At 58.5% G+C, this 26884-nt stretch carries 23 protein-coding genes; 14 read left to right on the plus strand and 9 right to left on the minus strand.

Features of this window, described 5'->3' with window-relative positions; genetic code table 11:
* Window positions 1–208: 208 nt before the first annotated feature.
* Window positions 209–1426, plus strand: a complete 1218-nt coding sequence (locus MUN82_RS16835; RefSeq protein ID WP_245092328.1) for a molybdopterin molybdotransferase MoeA — start codon at window positions 209–211, stop codon at window positions 1424–1426.
* Window positions 1427–2044: 618 nt separating this feature from the next.
* On the opposite strand, the gene MUN82_RS16840 is transcribed toward MUN82_RS16835, so the two are convergent.
* Both MUN82_RS16840 and treA read right to left on the minus strand, forming a co-directional pair.
* Window positions 2045–2707, minus strand: coding sequence for an SOS response-associated peptidase (locus MUN82_RS16840; RefSeq protein ID WP_245092330.1), 663 nt, complete (start codon window positions 2705–2707; stop codon window positions 2045–2047).
* A gap of 98 nt (window positions 2708–2805) precedes the next feature.
* Window positions 2806–4371, minus strand: coding sequence for an alpha,alpha-trehalase TreA (gene treA / locus MUN82_RS16845; RefSeq protein WP_245092332.1), 1566 nt, complete (start codon window positions 4369–4371; stop codon window positions 2806–2808).
* A gap of 248 nt (window positions 4372–4619) precedes the next feature.
* On the opposite strand from treA, the gene MUN82_RS16850 reads away from it, so the two are divergent.
* A complete protein-coding gene (locus MUN82_RS16850; protein ID WP_245092334.1) occupies window positions 4620–4940 on the plus strand; it encodes a hypothetical protein in 321 nt (106 codons plus the stop codon).
* Window positions 4941–4999: 59 nt separating this feature from the next.
* The gene (locus tag MUN82_RS16855) at window positions 5000–6637 is read left to right on the plus strand and encodes a catalase (RefSeq protein ID WP_245092336.1); all 1638 of its coding nucleotides are present in this window, start codon (window positions 5000–5002) and stop codon (window positions 6635–6637) included.
* Window positions 6638–6884: 247 nt separating this feature from the next.
* On the opposite strand, the gene MUN82_RS16860 is transcribed toward MUN82_RS16855, so the two are convergent.
* Window positions 6885–7817, minus strand: a complete 933-nt coding sequence (locus MUN82_RS16860; protein WP_245092338.1) for a cation diffusion facilitator family transporter — start codon at window positions 7815–7817, stop codon at window positions 6885–6887.
* A gap of 136 nt (window positions 7818–7953) precedes the next feature.
* On the opposite strand from MUN82_RS16860, the gene MUN82_RS16865 reads away from it, so the two are divergent.
* Window positions 7954–9312 (plus strand): NAD(P)/FAD-dependent oxidoreductase, encoded by a 1359-nt coding sequence (locus tag MUN82_RS16865; RefSeq protein WP_245092340.1) that lies wholly within the window; start codon window positions 7954–7956, stop codon window positions 9310–9312.
* Between the two features lie 180 nt (window positions 9313–9492).
* On the opposite strand, the gene MUN82_RS16870 is transcribed toward MUN82_RS16865, so the two are convergent.
* From MUN82_RS16870 to MUN82_RS16880, 3 genes are all read right to left on the minus strand, one after another.
* Window positions 9493–10470, minus strand: coding sequence for a glycoside hydrolase family 43 protein (locus tag MUN82_RS16870; protein WP_245092342.1), 978 nt, complete (start codon window positions 10468–10470; stop codon window positions 9493–9495).
* 191 nt (window positions 10471–10661) lie between these two features.
* Window positions 10662–11096, minus strand: a complete 435-nt coding sequence (locus MUN82_RS16875; RefSeq protein ID WP_245092344.1) for a hypothetical protein — start codon at window positions 11094–11096, stop codon at window positions 10662–10664.
* Window positions 11097–11188: 92 nt separating this feature from the next.
* Complete coding sequence (locus tag MUN82_RS16880; protein WP_245092346.1) at window positions 11189–12442, minus strand: BamA/TamA family outer membrane protein; 1254 nt, start codon at window positions 12440–12442, stop codon at window positions 11189–11191.
* Between the two features lie 165 nt (window positions 12443–12607).
* Here MUN82_RS16880 and MUN82_RS16885 point away from each other — a divergent pair, with 165 nt between their 5' ends.
* The 5 genes from MUN82_RS16885 to MUN82_RS16905 all read left to right on the plus strand — a co-directional run bounded on the left by MUN82_RS16885 (window position 12608) and on the right by MUN82_RS16905 (window position 18944).
* Window positions 12608–14059, plus strand: coding sequence for a Gfo/Idh/MocA family protein (locus MUN82_RS16885; RefSeq protein ID WP_245092348.1), 1452 nt, complete (start codon window positions 12608–12610; stop codon window positions 14057–14059).
* A gap of 204 nt (window positions 14060–14263) precedes the next feature.
* Window positions 14264–15286, plus strand: a complete 1023-nt coding sequence (locus MUN82_RS16890) for a GRP family sugar transporter (RefSeq protein WP_245092350.1) — start codon at window positions 14264–14266, stop codon at window positions 15284–15286.
* A gap of 278 nt (window positions 15287–15564) precedes the next feature.
* On the plus strand, window positions 15565–16191 hold the full coding sequence (locus MUN82_RS16895) for a LuxR C-terminal-related transcriptional regulator (RefSeq protein WP_245092352.1): 627 nt from the start codon (window positions 15565–15567) through the stop codon (window positions 16189–16191).
* A gap of 108 nt (window positions 16192–16299) precedes the next feature.
* A complete protein-coding gene (locus MUN82_RS16900; RefSeq protein ID WP_245092354.1) occupies window positions 16300–17922 on the plus strand; it encodes a Na+/H+ antiporter in 1623 nt (540 codons plus the stop codon).
* A gap of 356 nt (window positions 17923–18278) precedes the next feature.
* On the plus strand, window positions 18279–18944 hold the full coding sequence (locus MUN82_RS16905) for a hypothetical protein (RefSeq protein ID WP_245092356.1): 666 nt from the start codon (window positions 18279–18281) through the stop codon (window positions 18942–18944).
* A 9-nt stretch (window positions 18945–18953) separates the two neighbouring features.
* Here MUN82_RS16905 and MUN82_RS16910 read toward each other — a convergent pair whose 3' ends face one another.
* Complete coding sequence (locus tag MUN82_RS16910) at window positions 18954–19904, minus strand: HNH endonuclease (RefSeq protein ID WP_245092358.1); 951 nt, start codon at window positions 19902–19904, stop codon at window positions 18954–18956.
* Between the two features lie 135 nt (window positions 19905–20039).
* On the opposite strand from MUN82_RS16910, the gene MUN82_RS16915 reads away from it, so the two are divergent.
* Entirely contained in the window at window positions 20040–21023 is a 984-nt protein-coding gene (locus MUN82_RS16915) for a hypothetical protein (RefSeq protein ID WP_245092360.1), read from the plus strand.
* A 107-nt stretch (window positions 21024–21130) separates the two neighbouring features.
* Here MUN82_RS16915 and MUN82_RS16920 read toward each other — a convergent pair whose 3' ends face one another.
* Complete coding sequence (locus MUN82_RS16920) at window positions 21131–22105, minus strand: GlxA family transcriptional regulator (RefSeq protein WP_245092362.1); 975 nt, start codon at window positions 22103–22105, stop codon at window positions 21131–21133.
* A gap of 182 nt (window positions 22106–22287) precedes the next feature.
* On the opposite strand from MUN82_RS16920, the gene MUN82_RS16925 reads away from it, so the two are divergent.
* Together MUN82_RS16925 and MUN82_RS16930 are read left to right on the plus strand one after the other, a co-directional pair.
* Window positions 22288–22710 (plus strand): VOC family protein, encoded by a 423-nt coding sequence (locus tag MUN82_RS16925; protein WP_245092364.1) that lies wholly within the window; start codon window positions 22288–22290, stop codon window positions 22708–22710.
* A 49-nt stretch (window positions 22711–22759) separates the two neighbouring features.
* The gene (locus MUN82_RS16930; RefSeq protein ID WP_245092366.1) at window positions 22760–23077 is read left to right on the plus strand and encodes a hypothetical protein; all 318 of its coding nucleotides are present in this window, start codon (window positions 22760–22762) and stop codon (window positions 23075–23077) included.
* 56 nt (window positions 23078–23133) lie between these two features.
* Here the strand turns inward: MUN82_RS16930 and ettA are convergent, their stop codons facing one another.
* Window positions 23134–24798, minus strand: coding sequence for an energy-dependent translational throttle protein EttA (ettA, locus tag MUN82_RS16935; protein WP_245092368.1), 1665 nt, complete (start codon window positions 24796–24798; stop codon window positions 23134–23136).
* Between the two features lie 429 nt (window positions 24799–25227).
* Here ettA and MUN82_RS16940 point away from each other — a divergent pair, with 429 nt between their 5' ends.
* Both MUN82_RS16940 and MUN82_RS16945 read left to right on the plus strand, forming a co-directional pair.
* Window positions 25228–26523, plus strand: a complete 1296-nt coding sequence (locus MUN82_RS16940; RefSeq protein WP_245092370.1) for a DUF349 domain-containing protein — start codon at window positions 25228–25230, stop codon at window positions 26521–26523.
* A gap of 136 nt (window positions 26524–26659) precedes the next feature.
* On the plus strand, window positions 26660–26881 hold the full coding sequence (locus tag MUN82_RS16945; RefSeq protein WP_019948259.1) for a DUF2795 domain-containing protein: 222 nt from the start codon (window positions 26660–26662) through the stop codon (window positions 26879–26881).
* The last annotated feature ends 3 nt before the right edge of the window (window positions 26882–26884 follow it).

The raw sequence follows: 26884 nt of genomic DNA on the forward strand, positions 1-26884 counted from the left end.
ACGCAGCACGTGCTGCCGCGGTTTATAACGAAAGTTGAACAACTAAAAAAGCAGTGCCGGGCCAGGGCTTCGCGCTGCCTGGCAGACCTTGCGGGTAGGAACCAGTATAACCAAACCAAACGCAAATCGTCTGGTTCTACCATTGTGCTTGCTGCACAGGGTCTATCACCTATACGCGAAGTAACGCTTCGCGCTTCATCTCTGCCCCATGACGACTGTTGAAGAAGCTACTCGCCTGGTCCTGTCCACTGTTCGCTCACTGCCAGTGGAGCGGCTGCCTCTTCCCGATGCACTCGGTCGGATACTACGGGAGGCCGTAACCGCTGACCGCGACTTTCCGCCCTTCAACCGGGTGGCAATGGACGGCATTGCGCTCAGCTACGCGGCCGTTGCGCAGGGCCAAACGCAGTTTGAGGTAGTGGGGATGCAGTTTGCCGGTCAGTCCCCTACCCCTCTCACCAACCCCGCTACCACCCTCGAAATCATGACCGGGGCCATGCTGCCGCCCGGCGCCGATACGGTGGTGCGCTACGAGGACGTAGACATAGCCGAGCACACCGACGGCCGCCGTGTGGCTACTGTGCGCGTGCTGCCACCCAAAGCCGGACACAACGTGCACGTCCAGGCGTCCGACCGACACCAGGGCGACGTGCTGCTGCCTGAGGGCACGCTGCTGGGACCAGCCGAGGTGGCCGTGGCCGCCACGGTAGGCGCTACCCATCTAGTGGTGGCGCAACGCCCGCACGTGGCCGTGGTCAGTACTGGCGACGAGCTGGTGGAGCTGGACCAGGCACCCCTACCCTACCAGATCAGGCGCTCCAACTCCTATATGCTGCAAGCGGCCGTATGGCAGGCCGGCGGCCGGGCCGAGCGGTTTCACTTCAATGATGACCCCGAAGCCTTGCGCCAGGGCCTGCCGCCACTGCTGCACCAGTACGACGCGGTGCTGCTAAGCGGCGGCGTATCAATGGGCAAAGCTGATTTTCTACCCGCGGCGCTGGCCGAGGCAGGCGTAGAGCAGCTGTTTCACGGCGTGCAGCAGCGGCCGGGCAAGCCGTTTTGGTTTGGGCAGCACCCACAAGGGGCGGTGGTGTTTGCATTGCCCGGCAACCCGGTTTCTACATTCGTGAACTATTGCCGCTACGCCGCGCCGTGGCTACGGGCTGTGCAGCAGCCTACCCTACCTCAGCTAGAGGCTACCTATGCTGTGCTGGCCGCTGATTTCACGTTCAACCCGCCTGTTACGCATTTTCTGCTCGTGAGTCTGCATAGCACCTCCGATGGCCGGCTACTGGCCACGCCCGAGCGCGCCCACGGCTCCGGCGACTTAGCCAGCCTGCTCCCCAGCAGCGGCTTTTTAGAGCTGCCAGCCGCGCAGAGTGTCTTTCCAGCCGGTACGGTGCTGCCGGTGTGGCGCTTTCGGTAGCTGAGACTATTCGCAAATACTCAAGCCATCTGTCATCCTGAACATTCCGCGCATCAAGCGGCACGAAGGACCTTATCACGCGTGAACGACTACCGTACCAACGACTCGTTCACGCGTGATAAGGTCCTTTACAGCGTTTAGGATGACAGTCGGAATGGCGCTCGAATCGTGTATTAAGAAAACTTAATAAAGCTCTAAACTGCGTGAAAAGGCAATTATTACCTTTTTGATAAAATTTTATACATAACCTATATCAATAAACTATTCAATATTCTATATACTTGCTACACACTTAAGCAAGTCACATTTTTTCCAATTATAATTCAACTGTATGCGCGTTTTTTACTCTCTCCTCCTTTGCCTTCTTATGAGCGTTGGTTCGGCCGTAGCAGCCAAAGGGCCTAATAGAAAACCAGATTCGCACCGTCGCCGCACAGTAAGCGACATGTTTAAGCCCCGCATGAGCCACTTCGGAACCGGCAAGCCTCTGGTGCCTATGCATAAGCGCGTAAAACACGCCAAGGAAAAGTCGTTGACCTTCTAGGGGTAACCGCCTCATTAGAAGAGCCCGCTGCACTCTGTGTAGCGGGCTCTTCTGCGTTATAGTATCCGTAAGCGCTAGGCTGCTTCCAGCACCTCGGCGTCGTTGTGCGCGGGCGAATTCACGCGGGTTGTCACTGTGTACTCTTTCATGCCATCGGTGGGGTAGGGCACCAGTAACTGCTGATGGTCAGCGGGGCTGAGGGTATCGGCCAGCCAGGCCTGCTCGGCTTCCGGGCCAGGTAGCACCACGGGCATGCGCGTGTGCAGGCGGGCCATCAGCTCATTGGGCTCGGTGGTGATGATGGTGAAGGTAGGCAGCACCTCCCCGGTTTGGCGGTCCAGCCACTCGTCCCAGAGGCCGGCAAAGGCAAACGGCTGCTCGTCTTGCAAAAGAATGCGGTGCGGCACCTTGCCCTGGGGCGTCTGCTGCCACTCATAAAACGAATCGGCCAGCACCAGGCAGCGCCGCCGCTGGAGCAACTGCCGAAACGACGGCTTGTCGACCAGGGTCTCGGCCCGGGCGTTGATGGGCTTCACCGCCTTTTTCAGGTCCTGCACCCAGCCTGGTATCAGCCCCCACTGCACCAGCTGAATCTTGTCGGGCGCAGCGTTGGTGATGATGGGCAGGCGCTGTGAGGGAGCCGCGTTATAATTCGGCTCGTTGGGCTCTGTGAGGGTAGCGCCAAAGCGCTTAGCCAGACCTGCGGCGGGCGTGAGGGTAGTATAGCGGCCACACATAAGTGAAGGGGAAAAGAAGGAGAGAATCAGCAAAAGACTACTCTAAAACGCGTCAGCGTCGGGTAGAGTTCTTGATTACCGACACGTTTTACAGCGACTTATTTACGGAGTTGCTCCCGCTCGTTCAGCAGCTTCAGCAGCACCCCATTCGTCCAGCCAAAACCGTCTTGCAACGGATATTCACCACCGCCAGCGGTTTTTTGCATATCCTCCACGTTGTACTTTTCCAGCAGCTTGCCGGTCTGCTGAAACACGCGGTTGTTTAGCGCAATCCAGCGGTTGGCAACCGTATCGGCCAGGGTATGCTGGTGGTAGCGGCGCAGGCCCTGCACGGCCACGTATTGCAGGGGTGCCCAGGCGTTGGGGGCGTCCCACTGCTGCCCGCTCTCATTACTGGTAGTAAGCAAGCCACCGTCGCGCAGAAACTCACTTTCGAGGCGGCGGGCAGCTTTGCGGGCCTGCCCGGCAGTGGCCACCCCGTAGGCCAACGGAAACACGCCCGCTAGGGTATGAATGCTGGCCCGGCGCCGCTCCGGCAAATCGTAATCCACATACCAGCCGGCCTGTTGGTCCCAGAAATAGCGCTGGATGGCCTTTTCCCGGCTTTTTGCTTTCTGCTGATATAGAGCAGCCTGGGCCTTATTGTCTTCCTGCTTATAAGCACGGGCCAGGGTTTGCTCCAGCACCAGCATCAGGCAGTTCAGATCAACAGGCACCAAGTTGGTGGTTTCGATGGTGCCCATGGTGTTGGCCGGGCCAAACCAGCGCGTACTAAAATCCCAGCCCGAGGCGGCAGCAGCGCGCACGTTGCGGTAGAACTCCGGCAGCGGCTGCCGCGTGAGCTTACCCGCCGCTATGTCCTCGGCATAAGATTCTTCGCGGGGCTGGTCGCTGCTGTCCCAGTAGCGGTTCAGCAGCTCGCCCTTGGGCATCCGCACCACGCAGCGGGTAGCGGTGCCGGGTTGCAGCGAGTCGGCGCCGGCCATCCAGTAGGCGTACTCTTTTTCGAGCTGCGGGCGGTATCGGGCCAGGGTAGCGGGTGTGCCTTCGGCCTGGGCCAGCAGCTGCACCATCTGGGCAAAGAAGGGCGGCTGCGAGCGGGTGAGGTAGTAGGTGCGGTTGCCATTCGGAATGAACCCTACCTTGTCGATGAGGTAGGCGAAGTTATCCACCATGTCGCGCACCTGCTGGGTGCGGCCCGCCTCTTGCAGTCCTAGCATCGTAAAGTAAGAGTCCCAATAATATACCTCCCGGAAGCGCCCGCCCGGCACCACGTAGGACTTAGGCAGCGCCACCAGCGACGAGTAGGGTGCCGCAGCAGGCTGGGCCGGGCGGCGCAGCACCGTCCAGAGCGTGTCGAGGTGGGACCGGATGCCGGCAGCCGTGTTGCTGTGGTAGGAGCCCGTATCCTGGGCAGGCAACACAAAGTAACGCCGGCTAAAAGCCTTGAGGTCGAAGCCGGGTTGGTCTTTTTCGCGCTGGTAGGCGGCCAGTATCTCGGCCGGCGGTACGGTAGGCAGCAGGTCTACAAAAGTCTTGTTGTCGGGGTAGATGCGGCCTAATTGCACTGCCTCAAACAACCCAGGGTAGAGCTGCTTGGGCGAGGGCTGGGCGTAGGCAACGCTGGTAGCCAGAAGCAGGCAGCATAGGAAGATTCTTTTCATGGATACAACAGAAAGTACTCTTACAAAAAACGCAGCTGCGCCGGGGAGGTTCGCCTATCGTGCTTCTACACAGATTGCTTGCTGCCGCTGCTTCTTAGTTGAGCCGCTATTCTGTGCACAAACTCCGGTGTTGGTTGGTTGGGCTGTTCTTTCTCTTATTAAAGGCAACCCCACTCCTGGAAAGGACGTTTTCACTCCGATTGACACCTGCTTCGCAACGACCCTTTTCCGGCCTACCTTCTCTGTATATGTCCGCTGATTTGCTGCTGACGGTTGCGCACAGCTTTCGGGTGCCGGGGCTGGGCGTGGTGGCCCTACCCGCCGAAGCAGCCCCACGCCTCCTACCCCTCGATCTGCACACCCCACTGGCCGTAACGGTCGTTTTCCCAGATGGCCGTATGGAAACCGTAACAGCTACCGTGGAGGAGATTGAGCACTTGGGCACTGCCCGGCGCGGGCTTTTGCTGGAATTTACTATCCCTACGCTCCTACCCTCCGGCACGCACGTTGTATCAACGGAAGCTATGCTGGTATCGAATAATTCAATGGGAAAACCGTACCTTTTCTAAACTCAAGTCAGTTTATAGCAGTTATTTCGGGGCACCAAAACCATCCAACCAATACCACTATGGCAGACGAAACCCACAACGGCCAGCACACGCCCGCCGACGGTACCGGCACCGCCGTGAACGGCGTAGGCACTTCGCACGACCAGCGCACCGCTGACGGCGAAAATGCCCAAACCCTGACCACCCGCCAGGGCCACCCGCTGACCAACAACCAGAACCTGCGCACCGTGGGCAACCGCGGTCCGGCTACACTGGAGAACTACCAGTTCATTGAGAAAATCAGCCACTTCGACCGTGAGCGGGTTCCTGAGCGCGTGGTGCACGCCCGCGGCGCCGGCGCCCACGGCGTATTCGAAGCCTACGGTAAGGTAGGCGACGAGCCCATTGAGAAATACACCCGCGCCAAGCTGTTCAACACCAAGGGCAAAGAAACGCCGGTGTTTGTGCGCTTCTCTACGGTAGGCCACGGCGGCCACTCGCCCGAAACTCTGCGCGACCCGCGCGGCTTTGCGGTGAAGTTTTACACCGAAGACGGCAACTGGGACCTGGTAGGCAACAACCTAAAGGTGTTCTTCATCCGCGACGCGATGAAGTTCCCAGACCTGATTCACTCGCAGAAGCCCGACCCCGTGCACAACCGCCAGACCGGCGAGCGGATCTTCGACTTCATCTGCAACACGCCCGAGGCTATGCACATGGTGTCGTTCCTGTTCTCGCCCTGGGGCATTCCGGCCAACTACCGCCAAATGCAAGGCTCGGGTGTGAACACCTATAAGTGGGTGAACAAAGACGGCGACGCCGTGCTGGTGAAATACCACTGGGAGCCCCTGGAAGGCGTGAAAAACCTGACCGCCGGCGAAGCCGAGAAGATTCAGGCCAAGAACTTCAACCACGCTACCCAAGACCTGTACGAGAACATCAAGAAGGGCAACTTCCCCAAGTGGGAGCTGCGCGTGCAGATCATGTCGGACGACGAGCACCTCGAGTTAGACTTCGATCCGCTGGACGACACCAAGATTTGGCCTGAAGACCAGTTCCCGCACCTGCCCGTGGGTATGATGACGCTGAACAAGAACCCCGAGAACTACTTCGCTGAGGTAGAGCAGGCGGCGTTCGGTACCGGCGTACTGGTAGATGGCCTCGATTTCTCGGACGATAAGATGCTGCAAGGCCGCACTTTCTCTTACTCCGACACGCAGCGCTACCGCGTGGGTGCCAACTACTTGCAGCTGCCCATCAACGCACCTAAGAAGCATGTGGCTACCAACCAGCGCGATGGCCAGATGACCTACCACGTGGACTCGGCTCCTGGCCAGAACAACCACGTGAACTACGAGCCATCTTCGCTGAACGGCCTGAAGGAAGCCCCCCGCTCGGCTCCCGACCACATGCCGCAGTACACTGGCCGCCTGGTGCGTCAGACCATCGACCGCGAAAACAACTTCAAGCAAGCCGGTGAGCGGTACCGCCTGCACGAAGATTGGGAGCGCGACGACCTGATCAGCAACATGTCGGGTGCGCTGGCCGATGCCGCCGAGGTGATTCAGAACAAGATGATTGAGCTGTGCACCAACTGCGACCCAGACTGGGGTCAGCGCTTGCGCGAAGGCATTGCCGAGAAGAAAAGCATGATGAAAAAGGAGGAAGAAGCCGTGCAGCAAGCCGAAGAGCTGGCTCACGACGCCAAGCCATACTAATTCATTCGTAGCTTGAATCGAAAAAGGGGGCGCTGACAGTGGTCAGCGCCCCCTTTTTTTGTAACCAACCGCGTCTATCATATATTAATCGTCTGTCATCCTGCGCTTGCGAAGGACCTTTTCGCGCTAGCACGACAAGCGTCACTACGGCTCGTTCTTGCATTCATCGCTTGCACTTGAAAAGGTCCTTCGGCACTGGCTTGATGCGCCACATGCTCAGGATGACAGACGGTTTTACTTTATAACATCACTCCATCGGCTGGATGAACACGTGCTTGATGTGCGGTAACTGTTGCTGCACGGCCGCCTGCACGCGCGCTACTGCCACCGCTACCTCCTGCGCTGACAGTTGAGGCTGAAACCGTACGCGCACCACAATCAGCAGCTCTTCCGGCCCCAAGTAGCTCGAAAGGGGCTCTTCAGCTGCCGCTACGGCTTCGTCGGTACATACTACCGTCGTTACGTGTTGCAGCACATCTACCTCGGCGGGTTCGCCCATCAGCAGACTTTTCGTTTCGCGCAGCAATAGCGTAGCCACCGTCAGTAGAATCAGACCAATACCCAAGGAGGCGACGCCATCAAGGGCAGGCATGTTGAGCGTGTGGCTGAGGTAGACGCCCAGAAAAGCCACCGAGAGGCCCAGCAAGTCGGCAGCGTCTTCGAACAGCACTACAAAGGTGCCGGGGTCTTTGCTGCTGTGGAAGGCTCGCCAGAACCCTACCCCCCGGCGCTGGGCGTTGAAGGTGCGACGGGCCAGCAAGAACGAGCCCCCATCGAGCAGAAACGCAATGCCCAGCACCCAGTAGTTCCAGGTAGGGTCTTGCAAAGGCTCGGGGTGGCGCAGGTGCTCCACGCCCTCGTAGAGCGACACGCCCCCGCCAATCCCGAAAATGCACACTGATACCACAAAGGCCCAGAAATACAGCTCGCGCCCGTAACCGAAAGGCCGGCGGGCATCGGCCGGACGCTGGCTGCGGCTCAAGCCCAGTAGCAGCAGCCACTCGTTGATGGTATCTACCAGGGAGTGAATACCTTCCGACAGCATAGCCGAACTGCCGGTGAAGTAAGAAGCCACAAACTTGACGACAGCAATGGCCAGGTTGGCCGCCAGCGCCCCGAAAATGGCAACTTTGGAAGACGGCTGCTCGGGCGCAGCACTAGGAGGGGTAGCAGATGGCACAGTGTGGAGGGAGAAAGTTGGGAGCTTGTATACGCATAGCTATTCGCAACAGCCACTGCTATTTGCAACAGGAACCCGCGCTTTCCGGTATAGGACTAGTGCATTTGCTTTTGTTTCTGACCCTTTGAGTACCACGATGCAAGATTTAGCGAAACTGGAAGACCTTGGCAAGCCGCGCGTGGTGATTGTAGGAGGTGGATTTGCCGGACTAGAGCTGGCCAAAACCCTGCACGACGCCCCTGTGCAGGTGGTGCTGATTGACAAACAGAACTACCACGCCTTTCAGCCCCTACTCTACCAAGTAGCCACGGCGGGCCTGGGTGCCCCCGATATTGTGTCGCCCTTTCGCAAGATTCTGAACAAGCAGAAGAACTTCTATTTCCGCATGGCCGAGGTGCAGTCGGTGGATGCGGAGGCGCAGATGGTGCACACCTCCATCGGGCTGATTAAGTACGACTACCTGGTGATTGCCACAGGCGCCACCACCAATTACTTCGGCGACGAGCAGATGCAGCACAATGCCACTGCCATCAAATGTCTCGAAGATGCCATTGAACTGCGCAATACAGTGCTGTCGAACTTCGAGAAAGCCCTGCAAACGAACGACAATGAGCAGATCAACAGCCTGCTCGACTTTGTGATTGTAGGCGGCGGCCCTACCGGGGTAGAGGTGGCCGGAGCCCTAAGTGAACTGCGCAAGCACGTGTTTCCGTACGACTACAAGGAAATCGACTTCAAGCAGATGGACATTCACCTTGTGCAAAGTGGCCCGGTGCTGCTGAAGGGCATGTCGGAAGAAGCCTCGGCCAAGTCACTGGAGTATCTGAAAGAATACGGCGTGCAAGTGTGGCTGAACGTGCGCGTAAAATCCTACGACGGCTATACCGTAACGCTGAGCAACGGCCAGACGCTCATCACCCGCACCCTCATCTGGGCAGCCGGCGTCAAAGGGGCACCCATTGCGGGTTTGAAACCCGAAGCTCTCCTGAAGGGCAACCGCTACCAGGTAGATGCTTACAGCCGTGTGACGGGCTACGAAAACATATTTGCCCTCGGCGACATTGCCGCCATGCAGCTACCTGACTACCCCGAGGGTCACCCGATGGTAGCGCAGCCTGCTCTGCAACAAGGGCAGCACCTGGGCAAAAACCTACCCCGCCTGCTAGCCGGACAACCGCTGGAGCCTTTCGACTATAACGACAGAGGTGCCATGGCCACCATCGGCCGCAACCACGCCGTAGCCGACGTGAAGCTGCCCGGTGGCAAGGAATACCGCACGCAGGGCTTTTTTGCCTGGCTGATGTGGACGTATGTTCACGTCGTTTCATTAGTCAGCTTCCGTAACCGTTTCGCAGTATTCCTCAACTGGACCTGGAGCTATTTTTCCTACGATAAAGGCCTACGCTCCATCATCGGCAAAACCAAAGACCCGCTCCGGGTAAAGGTAGATGAGCACTCCAACGAGCCAGAACTAGTAGCTCCGCTGAAGGAGTAGTGAGTCTGTGCGTCTAAAACCATGTGTGTCATCCTGAGCGCAGCGAAGGACCTTCTCACGGTAGAACGAGTCGTTGTTATGACTGTCGTTCAGCCGTGAGAAGGTCCTTCGCTGCGCTCAGGATGACACGCGTTTTATCTTACTCACTCCCTACTCCCCTACCCTCACTATCTCACCATTTCATACTTCCGGCGCGGGTTGTGGCGCGGGGTTGGGGGTACCGTCGGGCAGCACGCGGGGCCAGCCGTTTTCGTAGACTACCCGGCTTAGCAGCATCACGCGCCGGGAGTAACCTTGTTCGTCGTTGATGGCATCGAAGGTAGGCTGGCGCGGATCGATGGCGTGGTAGGCCAGCCAGTCCTGGCCGGCTGCGTCAGTGATGAGGCAGTTGTGGCCCGGTGCGTGCCAGTGCGCGTTTCCTACCAAGATAGTACTATCGGGGCGGCCGGTGGCCTGGGCTAGCGTTTCGAAGAGGCCGGTGGCATGGCGGGCGCGGGCTACCATCACGCCATAGTGCGCATCGGGGCCGCAGCAGTTGTTGCCAGAGTAGAACAGGTAGTACCACTCATTGCGCAGCACCACCCAGCTACCCTCAATTAGGTGCTGGTATTCGTCGGCGCCGCCGTCGGGCTGCACCAGCTGTACTTCTTCGCTATCTGGTGCAAACGACAGCCTATCGGGCGTCAGTTCCCGCACCCGCAGCGGCCCGAAGCCGGAGCCCCAGTACAGCAACCGCTGGCCAGTAACGGGGTCGTCGAACGCCATGGGGTCGATGGCCTCGAAGCCTGCGCCGCAGAGTAGCGGCTCGCCCTTGTCCGCAAATGGTCCGGTGGGATGCTCGGCGGTGGCTACAGCCAGACAAAGCCCACCTCCGCCGTTAGGCTGAGCCGAGTAGTAGAGGTAATAACGGCCGTCGATTTCGCTCACGTGTGGCGCCCAAAGCCGTTGGGTGGCATCGGCCCAGGTGGGCTTGTGGGGTAGGGCTTCGCCCAGCCATTCCCAATGTACCAAGTCCTGCGAGCGGGCTACTTGCAAGTTAATAATCACTCCGTCGCGCTTGGTTTGCGTACCGTAGGCGTAGTACCAGCCATCTACCGCCCGAATAATGGTAGGGTCCGGAAAATCGTCATCAAGGATAGGATTGGTGTAGGTAGGCATAATGGTGAAGTGGTGAGGTGGTGAAGTTGTGAAATAATACGGCTGTCATCCTCTATCTGGCGTCCGCCTGCGAAGGACCTTATGCCCGTAGAACGAGTCGTTGGTACGCTTGTCGTTCTAACGTGATAAGGTCCTTCGCAGGCGGACGCCAGATAGAGGATGACAGCCGTATTATTTCACCATACCTCAATTCACCACTTCATCTTTTCCACCGGGCAGTGGGTATCGAGCCACGTCATGGCTGCTCGCTCTTCCAGAAAACGCCCTATCTGGTAGGGTAGGGTATCGAAGTAGGATAGCGGTAGGAGCGACGTATCAGATTCCAGCGCTTGCAAATGCATAGGTGCCAGCAGAAATGCTAGAAATACCCGCCCCTCCAACCGGCTCGCCAGCTGCGGATAAAAGACTTCTATCATCCACGGAATACCGCTTTGGTTGGCATGGTCGCGGCGGCGGGCGTCGATCAACCAGCGCACGCAGCCATGAGTAGCGGCCGCGTTCAACATCAGATTGTAGCCGTGCTGCATCTCTGCTACGCTGGGGTGGCGCATCCAACGGCTCACTAGCAGATTCAGATCGGCTCGGTACGTTAGGTCTAGATACTCCGGCGACGGTAGCTTCTGCATACGAATAGGGTAGGGAGATAGTGCGATATAACAGTTGGCGGCAGAACACCAAAAATGCGGCCAACCAGCACTATTTCAAGAAGCCTATCGATCTAAAACACCTCCCCCACATTAAACGTCAGCGCCCGCGAGCCATCAAACCCAAAGCCATAGTCGATGGCCAGATTGGTGCGCGAGAGCTTGTTCAGGGCCACGCGTAGCCCTGCCCCCACAGCGGGCACTACCTTATCTAAGTGGTTGGTGCCGGGCTCCGACGCGGTTTGCGCATTGCCGAACGCCACGCCGCCCAGCAGCCGGTTGCGCGTGATGCGAAACCGGTATTCGGCTTCGGCATACAGCATATTTTTGCCCCGAAAACGGCCCTGAATAAAACCACGACCAGTGTTGTTGTACATGTCCCAGCCGGTGCTAGGCAGGTCGAGGTAGGGCGGCGTGCCTTGCAGCGTGATGTTGTTGTACGACCACAGGGCCAATGTATTGTTGGAGCCTTCGCGCAGGCGCAGGTAGCGGCGGGCCTCCAGCAGCAGCGTTTGGTAAGTACTGGTGCTACCCAGCAGCTTCAGGTTGGGGCGGTACAGTAGATTCACATAGGCGCCGCCCGGCTGAGGGTTGATGGCATTGCCGCGCGAGTCGTAGAGCAGGTTCAGGGCCACCCCCGACGACACCGACGAGCCCGTAACGCCCCGCTCGTAGCCCGAAATGTGCGCTACCTCCTGCCCACCGTTGGTGCTCACAATGCCCCAGTGGTAGTCGAGCTGATAGCCCAGGCCGCCGTAGAAATTGGGCAGGATGCGGCGCAGCATGGTTTGGTGGATGCGCAGGTAGTCGAACTCCATGTTCACCACGCCGCGGCGGGTGCTGGTGTGCGTGCCCAGGCCGTAGGTATTCTGAGGGTAGTGCATCAGGCGCCAGTCGCCAAGCCAGTTGATGCGGTTGCCGGGCGTCCAGATGGAGGACGTAGCCGTCAAGATCACCTGCTTGTTCTGCGTCACGGCCAGGGCCGATACCAGCGTGGAGATATTAGCATTGGGTTTCTGATACGCCACATTGCCCGCCACTTGCAGCAGCCCGCGGGTTTGCAGGGTGTAGCTCACCACAGGGATGATGGAGACAAAACGGTGGCCACTTTCCAGCGTGGCGGTGGTGTCGCGGGTGGCGGGGCGCAAGCGAGGGAAGAAGTACGTGAGCACGTCGCCTAGGTCGCGCCGGTCGTCGTCGGAAGCGGCCGAAGAGGGAGTGGCAGGCCGTTGCTGTACGGTATCCGTTTGGGCACGCGCCGGCGTCATAGTCACCAGCAACAACCCACTCAGCACCCACCACCAGCGCAAAAACAACGGCAACCCCATACGTGCAAATCAAACAAAAACTACGCCCTACGCTTCCGCTTCCCCGGCGCTTCGTCCCATCAACCGCGCCGCTACCCGAAAGTTATGTACCACTTGGGGCCGTTACTTTTCAACCCATGCCCGTACACCCTTTCTATACCCTGTCTTCATTTCATCTCCTCCTCTATGTCTATCACCAACGAATTATTGAACACTGTGCTGCGCGAAGCCAGGCGGGAAGTGTCGCGCAAGGAGTTTCTGAACCTGGCCGGCCGGGGCCTGGCCGTGGGCGTAGCGGCCGGCACCCTGGCCAGCTGCCAGGATAAATCGGGTGCGGCCAGCGGTGGCGGCGCGGTGGCAGCTACCGTGCCCACCACGGGCACGCCGGCCTCGCAGGTAGACGCCTCTACCACCTACACTGCTCCTGATGGACAGAAAATCCCGTCGTCGGAAGCCGTGTCGCCGCCCGCCAAGGTACCCACCGATGTGGAAAAGCCCATTGAGCTGGAAGCCTGGAAGTCGGACGTAGACCCGCAATCTGGCCCTACCCCTACCCCCCTACCCCCCGACCGTCGGGTAGGCTACGCGCTGGTGGGCCTGGGCCACCTCACGCTGGAGGAGTTGTTGCCTGCATTTGGGGAATGCAAGAAATCGAAGCCGGTGGCGCTGGTGAGCGGCTCGCCGGAGAAGCTGAAGAAGGTAGCCGCGCAGTACGGCATCAAGCCTGAAAGCTGCTACAGCTACGAGAACTACGAAAAGCTGAAGGACAACCCCGAGGTGAAGGCCATCTACATTGTGCTACCTAACTCCATGCACGCGGAGTACGTGATTCGGGGGGCGCAAACCGGCAAGCACATTCTTTGCGAAAAGCCCATGGCCACTTCGCCCGAGGAGTGCCAGGCCATGATTGACGCCTGCAACAAGAATAAGGTGAAGCTGATGATTGCCTACCGTATTCAGTACGAGCCTTATAACCGCCAAGTGCGCGACATGATACGCGATAAGAAGTTTGGCGAGGTGAAATACATTCAGGCTCAAAACAGCCAGAGCTCGGCCAACCCCGACCACTGGCGCCACAAGAAAGCCCTGGCCGGCGGCGGCGCCCTCCCCGACATTGGCCTGTATTGCCTGAACACAACGCGCTTCTTGCTAGGTACTGAGCCTACTGAGGTATTTGCCTATAGCTACAGCACACCCGGCAACCCGCTGTTTAAGGAAGTAGAGGAGATGATGACTTTCCAGCTGCGCTTCCCCAACGGCATTATTGTCGACAACATCACGCACTACAACACCCACGACTCGCGCTTCTACCGCGTGAATACCGAGAAGGGTTGGCTGCACCTGAACAATGCCTACGCCTACACCGGGCAGCAGCTGCAAACCTCACACGCCGAGGGCAAGGCCAAGATGGAAAACCACATCACCATCCCGGCCAAAAACCAGTTTGCCGCCGAAATGGACCACTTCTCGGAGTGCATTCTGGACAACAAAAAGCCTCACACGCCCGGCGAAGAGGGCTTGCAGGACCACCGCATTATGGCGGCCATCTACCAGTCGGCCCGCGAGGGTAGGCCCGTGAAGCTGGCCCCCGTGCAAGGCACCGACGTATTCCGCGGCCCCGAGCCGAAGGAAGCGTAAAGAAATATTGCGTGCTAATGATGGCGCGGGACTATGCCCCGTGTCTACTACTAGCAGGCTGCTGGCCTCCGTCGTCTGCGCTACCAAGAGGATTGTTCTAGCGGTGCAGGCCAGAGGCCTGCTAGTAGTAGACGCGGGGCATAGTCCCGCGCCATAGCATGCGTACAACTAACGCGCTATTGTTTTCTCATTTACCCTACTACCATGTTTATCCTTGAGCAAACCGGATTAGCCATTGGCGTTTGCCTGCTGGCCATGCTCTGCTGGGGCTCGTGGTCGAACGGGCAGAAAATAGCCGCCCGCGACAAAGTGCCCATCACGCTGTTTTACCGCGACTACGTGCTGGGCATTGTGCTATGGGCAGTGGCGGCAGCTTTCACGCTGGGCAGCCTGGGCGAAGACGGGCGGCCCTTTCTAGAAGATGTACGCAAAGCCGACTGGGCCATGTTGGGTCTGGCGCTGGCGGCGGGGGTAGCCTTCAACCTAGGCAACCAGTTGCTGGTGGCGGGTATTCAGGCGGCAGGACTGGCCATTGGCATGCCCGTGGGTTCTAGTATTGCGCTGGCCTTGGGCTTGGTGGTGAACTATATGGCCGAGCCTGAAGGACACGTGGCCTTGCTGGCCGCCGGTGGGGCCGTGGTGCTGGTATCCATTGCGTGCAGTGCCTTTGCCTACCTCAAGAAAGAAGCAGACAAGCCGGAAGATGATGACGCAAAAAGCGGCAAAACCCGCGGCCTGCTCATTGCTGGCTCAGCTGGCCTCGCCAACGGCTTTTTTTTCTGGATGATTACCACCTCCATGGCTTCTGACTTTGCCTACCCTGAGCGCGGTCAGCTCACGCCCTACACGGCGCTGGTGGTATTTGCGGTCGGCATGGTCATCAGCAACCCGCTGCTTGAGCAGATCCTGCGGCGCTTTGCCGATACGCCCGAAGCTGCCCAGCTCCGCTATCGCGATGTGACCACCCGCCACCACTGGGTAGGCGTGGGCAGCGGCCTGCTTTGGGGCCTGGGCATGACCTCCTTGCTGGTGGCCTCCACCGAGGCCGGCAACGCCATTTCTTTCGGCATCAGCCAGGGTGCTACGGTGGTCGGCGTGCTCTGGGGGTTGTTTGCCTGGAAAGAATTTAAGGGCGCTCCAGGCCCTGCTTACCGCTGGCTGTGGGCCATGGGCGGCACCTACGTGCTAGGCGTCGGGCTGATTGTAGCGGCGCGGCTGGGCGGCTAACCAGAACTCAGAGGGTAGGGGCTGCACGGTGCGGCTCGCCTCTGCGCAGGAAATGCTGTGCAGAAAATCAGCTCATCATTCCACCCTCAGTACGCTTAGTGCAATACCATAGCATAAATATATTCATACTATATATTTTGTAAATACCAGATTATAGGTATTGCCAAGGCCTCTGCAATACCGGAATTTTAACCATTCCACCGTCGGCAACGGCCTATGCTGCTTGCTCGAACTAGCGCCTTGGTTCCTACCTTCCATCCCTAACCAGTCAGATGGTTATGGCTCCTTCCTCTCTTTCCGTTTTGGTGGCGGCTACGCCTTCTTTGCAGCGCCATGGGTTATTGGCTACCCTGCACGAGGCCTGGCCCGACCTTACCACCGACACCACCTCCGATGCCAGCCAGCTGGCGCAGCTGGTGCGACACCACAACTACGCCCTGGCGATTATAGACGGCCTTTTGCCCGGCCTGCGGTTGCCCGAGCATTTGCTGCCGCTGTGGCCCCGGCTGCCAGTGCTGCTGCTTACGGGCAGCCGCTTGCCCGCTGCCGTGCGCCAGCAGTTGTTGCAGGCCGGCACGGTGGCGTTGCTGCCCTACCATACCACGCCTGCCCACATCGTAGAGGCGGTAGAGCGGCTCCTGCGCGACCTGCGCAGCGCGTTGCCCGTTGCCCCCCCGGCTACACGTCGGGCTGCGGCGCCGGCCACGGCCTTCAGCCGCCGCGAGCTTGAAGTGTTGCGGCTGGTAGTGGCCGACTGCTGCAACCAGGAAATTGCCGACCGCCTATACCTGAGCGTGCGCACTGTGGAAAGCCACCGCCGGGCGCTCTTGCAGAAAGCCGGCGCCAAAACGCTGGTAGGCCTGGTGGTACAGGCCGTGCGCGAGGGGTGGGTAGCAGTGGCCTGATGCGCCGCCGCTAGGCTGGGGCAGTTTACGGGGAGCGGGAATGCGAGTAGCGTTTTTGCCGGGCAGCGCCTACCTTCCGGCTTCGCACGCTCGTCTCCTCCCTCCTCAATGCTCCCCGACAACTTGCACGCTACCATTCTGCTTATTCTGGGCCTGCTGCTGGCCATGCTCCTGCTCGTAATGCTGGGGCAGAAGCTGCGCATCTCCTACCCTATCTTTCTGGTACTGGCCGGCTTGGCGCTCAGCTTTGTGCCAGGACTGCCGCGCGTCGTCATCGACCCCGACCTGATCTTCCTGATTTTCCTACCCCCTTTGCTCTACCAGGCCGCCTGGGAAACCTCCTGGAAAGACTTCTGGCGCTGGAAACGACCTATTCTGCTATTGGCGCTCGGGCTGGTCTTTTTCACCTCTACCCTGGTGGCCTACGCCTCGCGCCGTCTGATTCCGGGGTTCACGCTGCCGCTGGGCTTTTTGCTGGGCGGCATCATCTCCCCGCCCGATGCCGTGGCGGCCACCTCCGTGCTACGGGGCGTGCAGGTGCCGCGGCGCATCACCAGCATTCTGGAAGGCGAAAGCCTCATCAACGATGCCAGCAGCCTGATTGTGTTTCGGTTTGCGCTGGCTACAGTGTTGTCGGGCACGTTTGTGTGGCAGGAGGCTATTAGCAGCTTCTTGCTGGTGAGCGGTATGGGCGTGGTGGTGGGTTTGGTGATGGCACATGGCTTCTACCTCATGCACCGCTACCTGCCCACCACGCCCAGCATCAACACGGTGCTCACCTTCATTGCACCCTACGGCATGTACCTGGTGGCCGAGGAGTTCCATTTTTCGGGGGTGCTGGCCGTGGTGAGCGGGGGGCTGCTGATGTCGTTTCGCTCGCACCGGGTGTTTGATGCCGATACGCGCCTGCAGGCCAATAGCGTGTGGGCCAGCGTGGGCTTTGCGCTCAATGGCCTGGTGTTCATCCTGATTGGGCTGGAGCTACCCCAGGTGGTGGAGGGGCTGGGCTCCTACTCCCTACCCCAGGCCATCACCTACGGCCTGCTTATCAGCGCCCTGGTCATATTGATTCGGTTGCTGTGGTTATTTCCGGCAGCGTTTGTGCCGCGTTGGCTGAGTGCCGGTATTCGGCGCCGCGAAACCAGCCCCGGTTGGCAGGGGCCGGTGGTGATAGGCTGGGCCGGTATGCGGGGCGTGGTGTCGCTGGCCTCAGCGCTGTCGGTGCCCCTGCTGCTCGCCGATGGGCAGGCGTTTCCGCAGCGCAACCTGATCTTGTTTATCACCTTCGTGGTGATTTTGGTGACATTGGTATTTCAGGGCCTTACCCTACCCCTGGTCATTCGCCTGAGTGGCGTGGGCCAGCTCGAAGAGCACATACCCGCCGAGGAGCAGGAAGCCGGCATCCGGCTGCGGCTGCGGCGCGTGGCCCTTGCGTATATGGCCGAGCACTACACGGCCGACGTGCAGCACAACGAGCTGATCAGGGCCTTGCAGCAGCGCATGCAAGCCGAGGCCCAGCGCACCGGCAACTTGCTCGAAGCCCTCGACTACGACGAAACCAAGCGCCAGGCCCTGCAACGCTACCACCAAGTACTGCTGCAAGTGCTGCGCGTGCAGCGCGAGGAGCTGTTTGTGCTGCGCCGCGAGGATGTATTCGACGAGGAGATGCTGCGCCACCAGGAAGCCCAGCTCGACCTGGATGAGGCCAAAATCAGCCACATGCCGCATTAAGCGAGCGGGCAGGCGTTTTGTAGGTGAGATGCAGAAGTTGAGATATAGATAGGTGCAGACGACGAGACGCAAGTAGGCGTCTCGTCGTCTGCGCCGCTAGGAATCGTTTAGGCGCCAGTAGTTCAACGATGAGACGCAAGTATGCGTCTCTACGCCGTGCCAGGAGTAAGGCAGACCGCTTCGCAAGCCTAGGCTATTGCTTTATATACTGAGCGTGTAAAGCAAGGTATTTTCAGATACCTCCTTGATGCTCAACCTACAACAGCAAAAAGACGTTTAGGAATCAACTCATCACTCAGCCTATCTCACGTTGCGGCACACAGCATCACGAAAAGCCGCTTCCCTCAACCAACCTTATGGAGACTATCCTTCAACCCGACTCCGTATTTGAGCCCTCGGCCGTGCTGGGGCAGCAGGCGCTGCTGGGCAACCTTAGCCGGGCAGTGCTGCCCATCACCACCCAGGCCGTGCGGATGAGCCTAAAGTCGGTGTTCATCAACCGGATTCGGGAGTTGGGAAAAGGCGAGATTCAGGTGATTAGCGTGGTGACGGATGGCGTATCGGCGGAGCCCATTCAGCTATGCTCGGAAGTGTACCGAAAGGTGAGGAAGCGCACCGACCTACCCATTGGTCCCGGCGGCATTACGCTCTACCGCACCCAGTCCGCAGACAAGATTCCGCCCTTTTTAGACTACCGCATCCTGGTGATGGAGCTGGACGACGACGCCCGCCAGGCCGGCGACTTGCTGGATCAGGTACGCCAGGACAGTCAGTTTCAGAGCTTCCGGGATTCGCTGTTGCAGGTGACCACCTTCACGGCCCCGCAGATTGCCCTTATCGGCGCCGCCACCGACTTCACCCTCAACATCATCGCCAAGCTCCTCAAAGCCAATAAGGACGACCAGCTGTATCTGCTACGCGGCTCCTTCGACAATGCTTTCGACGACCTGGGCGTGGGCTTTGGCGAAATCACCCAGGGCAATCGTAACGTGACGGTGAAGTATCAGGTGGAGGCCGTGTAGCGCCCCGCCCTACCCTCGCTGTCTCCGCAGGTTCTCCTGCTCCGGCCACCACGCCTGCTCCGAGGGTAGGCGCAGCTGCTGGCCCGCAAACTGCCGGATGCCGTGCTCAACTCCGCTCAGCTCCCCAAAATCGTCGGCTACCTGCACGCGGTAGTCCGCATCCACCCAAAACAGCTTGCGGTCGAAGGCGCGGTGCAGGGTAGGCGTGAGAGCCAAGCCGTTGGGCAGCGTGTCGTTGTGGCTGATGGCCCAGGGCACAATATGGCAGGCATCGAGCAAGGGCGATAGGGCACCACGGGTACTCACCAGCTTCAGCCCCGACACGGCGCAGGTGTGGTCGTAGGCTTCTAGCACCACGCGCTTAAACAAGCCGCTGCGCACGGCAGTGTCCAACTCATCGGCGGGCACCACGCGGCGCTGGTACACAGCGGCGGGCTCCTCCAGCATCTGCCGCCGAATGGCCTGCACGGCCTGGGTGCCGGCCGCCGGCTGGTAGCGAAAACGCGTTTGCGGGAAGTAGCGCACTAGCAGTGCCTGCCGCAACGCTTCGCGGGCGGCGGGGTCTTGCAGCAACGTCCACAGCTCGGCATCCAGGCTGGCGCAGTCCACGGTGTCGCGCAGGCTGCGGAAGCTTTTCACCGAGCGCGAGGCCGTGAGCAGCACTTCTAGGCCCGGCAACGTGCGCAAGTGCCAGAACCCGTCGCCGGTGAGGTGATAGAAGGGTAGGGAGAAATCGTTGGCCCGAAACAGCTCGGAGGTACTCAGGGCGCGGCAGAGGCTGCGGAAGCTGGCCAGCAGCTCCGGCGTGATGTAGATGCGGTTGTCGAGGATAGAGCCGTCGTCGATGCCTTCGAGCACGGCTAGGAGTAGGGCAGGCTTGTAGGGCGCTTCGCCGTGCTGGCGGCTGCGCGCCACGCGCAGGTGGGTGAGGCGTTGGCGGTAGTGGTCGAAGGTCTCCATGAAGGCAAAGCTATGACCGAATTTCAGTGCCAACACTGATTCACTAGACTGCTTTATCGGCCAGTTTTGAGCTGTTTTCTCACTTGGGCTTGTGCTATATGCCCCACTTCTACCATCCACTCTGCTCTTGGCATCATGGGACAACTTAGATTTCTACCATCTACAACCCATGTCCGTGTTTGGGTATTCTTCTTGATTCTACCGACTATATCGGCCAAGGCACAGCGCTTTGTGGGATACAGTAGTCAAGTACAGAAAGCTAATCTGGCGAACACCCAGCAACGGTTACGTGCAGAAAGATGGAATACAGATGCTACTAAGAAAGACAACCCTTTTAAACCCAGTGGCAAAATCACGTGGCAGGCGGCACTATTAGCTGACGGAGATTTTAGCAAGGCACTCAGCGCGGAAGAAGGAGCTACCCCCAAAACAGGTTCACTGGGTGCAAGCTTTACACGCATAAAACAGTGGAAGCGAGAAGTAGGCGGAGACTCTGTAGAATTCCCGAACTTCCAGGGCAACTTTGTAATTTCTCTAGGTTCACAAGGCGATACGCTAAACGTACAACCTAATGTTGCTGGGATTGAACGAGCTGCCAACCAATATAATTTTGGGCAGGCGCTGCTTTTGCCAGGCAGCAATGCCAAAGCAGCGCGCTCTTTAACAGGTAGCGTGCAGTGGTATCCACACGCGCTTACGAAGAGCTCCTTTATGCAGAGCTTAGGTTATAATGCTTTCCTTAATATTACTCAGACACGCTGGGGATACCAGAATAGAATTGAGGATGTTCGCTTGCTATTTATGTCGGCGGGGTTACTGTACACAGTATTTGATATACCGACTAGCGACGATAGCAATTCGCTGAAGCTGGAATTGTTACTCAACTATTCGCTACGCCACATTGCTGGCGACATACGCGAGGAAAAGGAGGTTTTACAGCAGGCTTTAGGCACCACTCGCTACTGGTATAGTGGTATAGAGCCAGGAATGGTTTTTACCGTCAACTCATTACGAGTTTCCGCTTATTTCCCTTTCTATCAAGGCAACATAAAAGGTTTCTCTAATGGGCAGTTTGTAGCAGCATTAGGTTTCAGCACCGCTCTAAATCTGACTAAATAAAAAACCTTACCCAGCTGCGCCCCACGCGCAGCTGGGTGAAGCGGTGGCGGTAGTGGTCGAAATTCACACTCGAAAAATAGTGTGTTGTATAATAAAATGTGAGCCGCCTACCCCGCCACCCTACTATACTTCTCCCGGTACTGCTTCGGCGACAGACCTGTTACTCGCTTAAACGTCAGCCGAAAGGCTTTCGGGTCAGTGTAGCCCACGCGGTACATCACCTCATTCACGTGGTCGGCCGACGATTCCAGGCTGCTTTTGGCCGCTTCCATTTTCACCCGCTGAATGTACTCGGCTACCGAGTTATGGGTGGCGCGCTTGAAGCGCCGCTCCAGGTTGCGGCGGCCGAGGGCTAGCTGGTCGGCCAGTTGGTCCACGGTGATTTTGTCTTGGTAATGCGTTTCGATGTAGGTCTGGGCCCTCTTGATCAACTCGTCGGCGTGGTTTTTCTGGCCATTGAACACCACAAATGCCGATTGGCTCACCCGCGCCATATCAATCTGAAACACCTTGGCGCAAAGCACGGCCACTTCGCGCCCCGCATATTTCTCTACTAAGTAGAGCACCAGGTTGAGGTAGGAAAACGCTCCGCCGCTGGAGTAGATGCCGTGCTCGTCGGTGAGGAGGCGGTCTTCTACCAACTCCACTTCCGGAAACATGCGCCGAAAATCGGCGGCCGCGGCCCAATGTGTGGTGCACTGCCGGCCCGCCAGCAAGCCAGTGGCAGCCAGCAGAAAAGCCCCCAAGCATAGACTCGCTACCTCGGCCCCGCGCTGGTGCTGCTGCACCACCCAGGGTAGGAAAGCCTTGTTCTGTTCCAACACCAGGGCCAGGTCGCCGTCTACGGCCGGAATGATAACTAGGTCGGTGTGCGCTGGCTCGGGTAGGAGGTGGTCGGCCGTTACGGTATAGCGGCCGCCGCATACAGGCGTGGCGGCCTCCAGTCCTACCAGCCGCACGACAAACAATGCCGGGCGCCCCATGCGCTGTAGCAGGGCATTCACCTCCGAAAACACTAGCCGGGGGCCTTCTATGCTCCCCAAAATAGCTCCCTTCGGAACCAGAATCGAAATGTGCTTCATGGTGCGCGCTATAGCGGAGCAACGTCGCAATTGCCCCTGATTTAGTCGGAATTACCCCCGCAAACACGATGGTCGTTTTACTAATTTTGTTGGCAACAACGGCGGAAATATAGCCAAATTTCCACACTTATTAGTAGAACATTCCTCAAAGCTTATATTTTAACCTCTTACTTCACAATACCATGCACCAGCTCCAACTTCACCCTTACCTTGTTTTTGATGGTACTTGCCGAGAAGCCATGAACTTTTATCAGCAATGCCTCGGCGGCGAACTGATGGTACAGCCTTTTACCGGCACACCAGCCGCCGAAGGCCTCGACGCGGCCGTGGCAGCAAACACCGTATTACACGCCAGTCTGAAAAAAGACAACCTGCTGCTGATGGCCTCCGACGCGGGTATGCAACCCGTTGTCCAGGGCAATAGAGTGTCGTTGTCGCTGCAATGCACCAGCGAGGAGGAAATCAACCGGTTGTTTGCTCAGCTCTCGGCCGGCGGCACTGTGACGATGCCGCTGGAGCGGGCATTCTGGGGTGACACCTTCGGCATGTTCACCGACCGGTTTGGTATAGATTGGATGCTGAATTTCAACCACTCGGCTGCTTAGCACCACGGCGTAACCAGTACATAAGCCTGCCCCGGCTTACCCTACTGGCATGTCCCTACCCTCCTACCGTCGCATCCTACGTGCGCCTACCCTTTTCTGGCAAACCAACCAGCCCGGTATGCTCTGCCCCACGCAAGCCCTTCGTGTTATGATAGAAGTTTTCAAAACCAACGTCCGCACCCGACGCCACGCCCAGCAGCTGGTGCACCAGATCCACACCACGTTTGCGCACTACCGCGCCAACTTCGATCTAGATGATTGTGACCGAATCCTGCGAGTGGAATGTGCTAGCGGCTTCGTGCTACCCTCCTGCCTCATTAAGCTGCTGCGCGACGCCGGCTTTCAGGCCGAAGTGCTACCCGAGTAAACAAAAACGCACTACCTAATCAGGCAGTGCGCTTTTGTTTACTGAGTTCACACAGCCTACCCCAGGCTGCGGTAGCGCACGCGCTTGGGCTCTACATCGCCCAGGCGCTTCTTCTTGGCCTCCTCATAGTCCGAGAAGTTGCCCTCGAACCATACCACTTCCGAGTCGCCTTCGAAAGCGAGAATATGCGTAGCGAGGCGGTCCAGGAACCACCGGTCGTGGCTGATGATAACGGCGCAGCCGGCAAAGTTCTCTAGCGCGTCTTCCAGGGCCCGGATGGCGTTTACGTCCAGGTCGTTGGTGGGCTCATCAAGCAGCAGCAGGTTGGCGCCTTGCTTGAGGGTAGTAGCCAGGTGCACGCGGTTCCGCTCGCCGCCCGATAGGCTCCCTACCTTCTTCTCCTGGTCGCCACCGCGGAAGTTGAAGTTACTTACATAGGCGCGGGCATTCACGGGGCGGCCGGCTAGCAGCATGGTTTCCGTACCGCCCGAAATCGACTCGAATACCGATTTGGTGGGGTCCAGCGTGTCGTGCTGCTGGTCTACGTAGGCCGTTTGCACGGTAGGGCCTACCTCGAAAGTGCCCGCGTCGGGTTGCAGCTGGTCGGTGATGAGGCGGAACAGCGTGGTTTTGCCGGCGCCGTTTGGCCCGATGATGCCCACAATGCCGCCCTGGGGTAGGGAGAAGCTTAGATTCTCGAACAACAGCTTGTCGCCGAAGGCCTTGGTCAACCCCTCAGCCTCAATCACCTGAGCACCCAGGCGCGGGCCGTCGGGGATGAACAGCTCCAATTTCTGCTCTTTTTCTTTGGCGTCTTCGCTCACCATTTTGTCGTAGCCGGCGAGGCGGGCCTTGCTCTTAGCCTGGCGGGCCTTGGGGGCCATGCGCACCCATTCCAGCTCACGCTGCAAGGTTTTCTGGCGCTTGCTTTCAGTTTTTTCCTCCTGAGCCAGGCGGTTGGATTTCTGCTCCAGCCACGAGCTGTAGTTGCCCTTCCACGGAATCCCCTCGCCGCGGTCCAACTCCAGAATCCAGCCGGCCACGTTGTCGAGGAAGTACCGGTCGTGGGTTACGGCTATCACGGTCCCTTTGTACTGCTTGAGGTGCTGCTCCAGCCACAGCACGCTTTCGGCGTCGAGGTGGTTGGTGGGCTCGTCCAGCAGAAGCACGTCGGGCTCTTGCAGCAGCAGGCGGCACAGGGCCACGCGGCGCTTCTCGCCGCCCGAGAGGTTGCCTACCACGGCATCGGCCGGGGGCGTGCGCAGAGCGTCCATGGCGCGCTCCAGCTTGCTATCTAGGTTCCAGGCGTCCAGTTGGTCGAGGCGTTCCTGTACTTTTCCCTGCCGTTCGAGCAGTTTATCGAAATCTGCATCCTCGGCACCAAATGCCTCGTTAATTTCGTCGAACTCCTTAAGGAGGGCCACCGTTTCGGCCACGCCCTCTTCCACTACCTCCTTCACCGTTTTGGAGGCATCCAGTTGCGGCTCCTGCTCCAGGTAGCCCACCGTGTAGCCCGGCGACCAGACTACTTCGCCCTGAAACTGCTTATCAACGCCGGCAATGATTTTCAGCAAGCTCGACTTACCGGAGCCATTCAGACCCAGCACGCCAATTTTGGCACCGTAGAAAAAGGAAAGATAGATGTTCTTGAGAACCTGTTTCTGGGGCGGAAACACCTTGCTGACGCCCGCCATCGAAAAGATAATCGTCTGGTCGCTCATGTGACTAAAAAAAGTGGAAATGAAACAAACTACTCGTGGTATCGCAGCGCCGGATTTTCAGCCTAGCCATCGGCCGACAGACACAGCCACAGCTGGGTTTTATCCCTACCGCCGACAGATGTATACTACAGATACCCTATTTTGCGTATGGTTGATTTGAAACAATAACATGATAGGAGGTTTTCTTCCCCCACACTTCACCTTATCTACGGTTCTACAAGTTCTGTTTGGCTGTCCGGTAGTACCTTGCCGGCTCGCTCCCCGGTAGGGCCGGAGCTACCACAAAGGTAGCGGCCTGCATGGCTTTCTGCTCTACATTATACTAAGCACATGGGCATTTTTGCCCAGCATACCGTAAACTTGTGCACTCCGACTGAGTTCACAATCTGCTTGCTCCTCCACTTATTCGCTTCCGCACTATCCTACATTATGGAACAACACGACCACCTCCTCGCTACCGCCCGCCAATATGGCTACGTCGAGGGTGACCAGGTGTGGCTCCGTCCGTTTATGACCCTACCTGCCCGCCGGGTAGGCCAGGTCAAAGACTCCCCCGACACCTCCCTTGTTTACTTCGCCCAGCGCTTCGAGCTATTTCGGACTAAGGTAGAAGACCTACTGGCCAAAATGGCCGACTCTGACAACAAGGGCTCCTTCCTGATGAAGGCGCTGCACCTGAAAGAGCAAATAGCCAGCTACGACGGCCTGGGTGACTTTGAGAGCCTCCACCACCGTCTCACCGAGGCCGAGGAAGGCATCAATGTGACCATTGCGCAGAACCGCGAGAAAAACATGGCCACCAAAATGGGTGTGCTGCAAGAGCTGGAAGCGCTACGCGATACCCTGGACTTTCAGACCGCCACCGAGCGGGTGAAAGCGCTGCGCCAGATCTGGATCAAGACGGGCCCCGTGGAGAAAGAGCAGATAGAGCCGATGGAAGCCCGTTTTCGGGCGGCCGTAGATGCCTTTATGCAGCGCAAGCGCGACTTCCTGGCCGACAAAAAGGCCATGACCAACCGCGTGCAGGACAAGTACATGGCCCTGATCCGGCAGTCGGAAGTGTTGCAAGAGTCCGACGATTTCGAAAACACCACCCGCAAGCTCAAGCAGTTGCAGCAGGAATGGAAGGACATTGACGCTTCCCTACCCCGCAAGCAGGCCAACGACCTATGGACGCGGTTCCGGGCGGCGCACAACCATTTCTTTGAGCGCCTGAAGGTGCACATCAACACCAAGCGCGCCGAAAATCAGCCCGAAGACAACCTGGCTCGCAAGCGCGGCCTGGTAGCCGAGGCCGAGGCCCTGCTGCACCGCCCCATGTCGGAGGCCGTGACCCGCGCCAAGGAGCTACAAGCCGCCTGGAAGAAGGTGGGTCCCGTGCGCGGCGAGGAGTCGGACCGGGTGTGGGAGCAGTTCATTGCTGCCTGCGACAAGGTGTTTGAGCTTAGCTCGCTGGAGCACTACATCCGCAAGCGGCACGGCGGTGCCCCCGAGCCCGGCACCCGCGACGAGCGGGTAGGCACCCGCGTGCAGGCCCTGCGCGAGTTCGTGAAGAGCGACCGGCAGGAGCAGTTGGTACTGGAAGAAAACCTGAGTAAGCTGACTGTGTCTCCCGGCAACGAGGCCTTCCGAACCATGCTACAAGGGAAAATCAGGGCATTTGAGCGGAAAATCCGCACCAAAAATCATTTAATTGATCTTCTGCAAAAAGGTGCGCTTGTATAAGCAACCTTCGGTTGTATTTTACGTTGTCGGCAAAGAGCAACGTTTTGCCGGCCTCCGTGTCTACCTTCACATCGTCGGAGGCCACTGAGCTTGCGACGTGCCACCTTTTGCCAACCTTTTTTTATAGTACACTACTATGTATTGGACGCTGGAACTGGCTTCCTATCTGGAAGATGCCCCCTGGCCTGCCACCAAGGATGAACTCATCGACTACTCTATCCGCTCAGGCGCTCCGATGGAAGTAGTGGAAAACCTGCAGGCCCTGGAAGACGACGGTCAACCCTACGAGAACATCGAGGAAGTATGGCCCGATTATCCGACCAAGGAAGACTTCATGTTCAACGAGGACGAATATTAGGAT

Origin of the sequence: Hymenobacter aerilatus, assembly GCF_022921095.1 — a bacterium.
Classification (GTDB): domain Bacteria; phylum Bacteroidota; class Bacteroidia; order Cytophagales; family Hymenobacteraceae; genus Hymenobacter; species Hymenobacter aerilatus.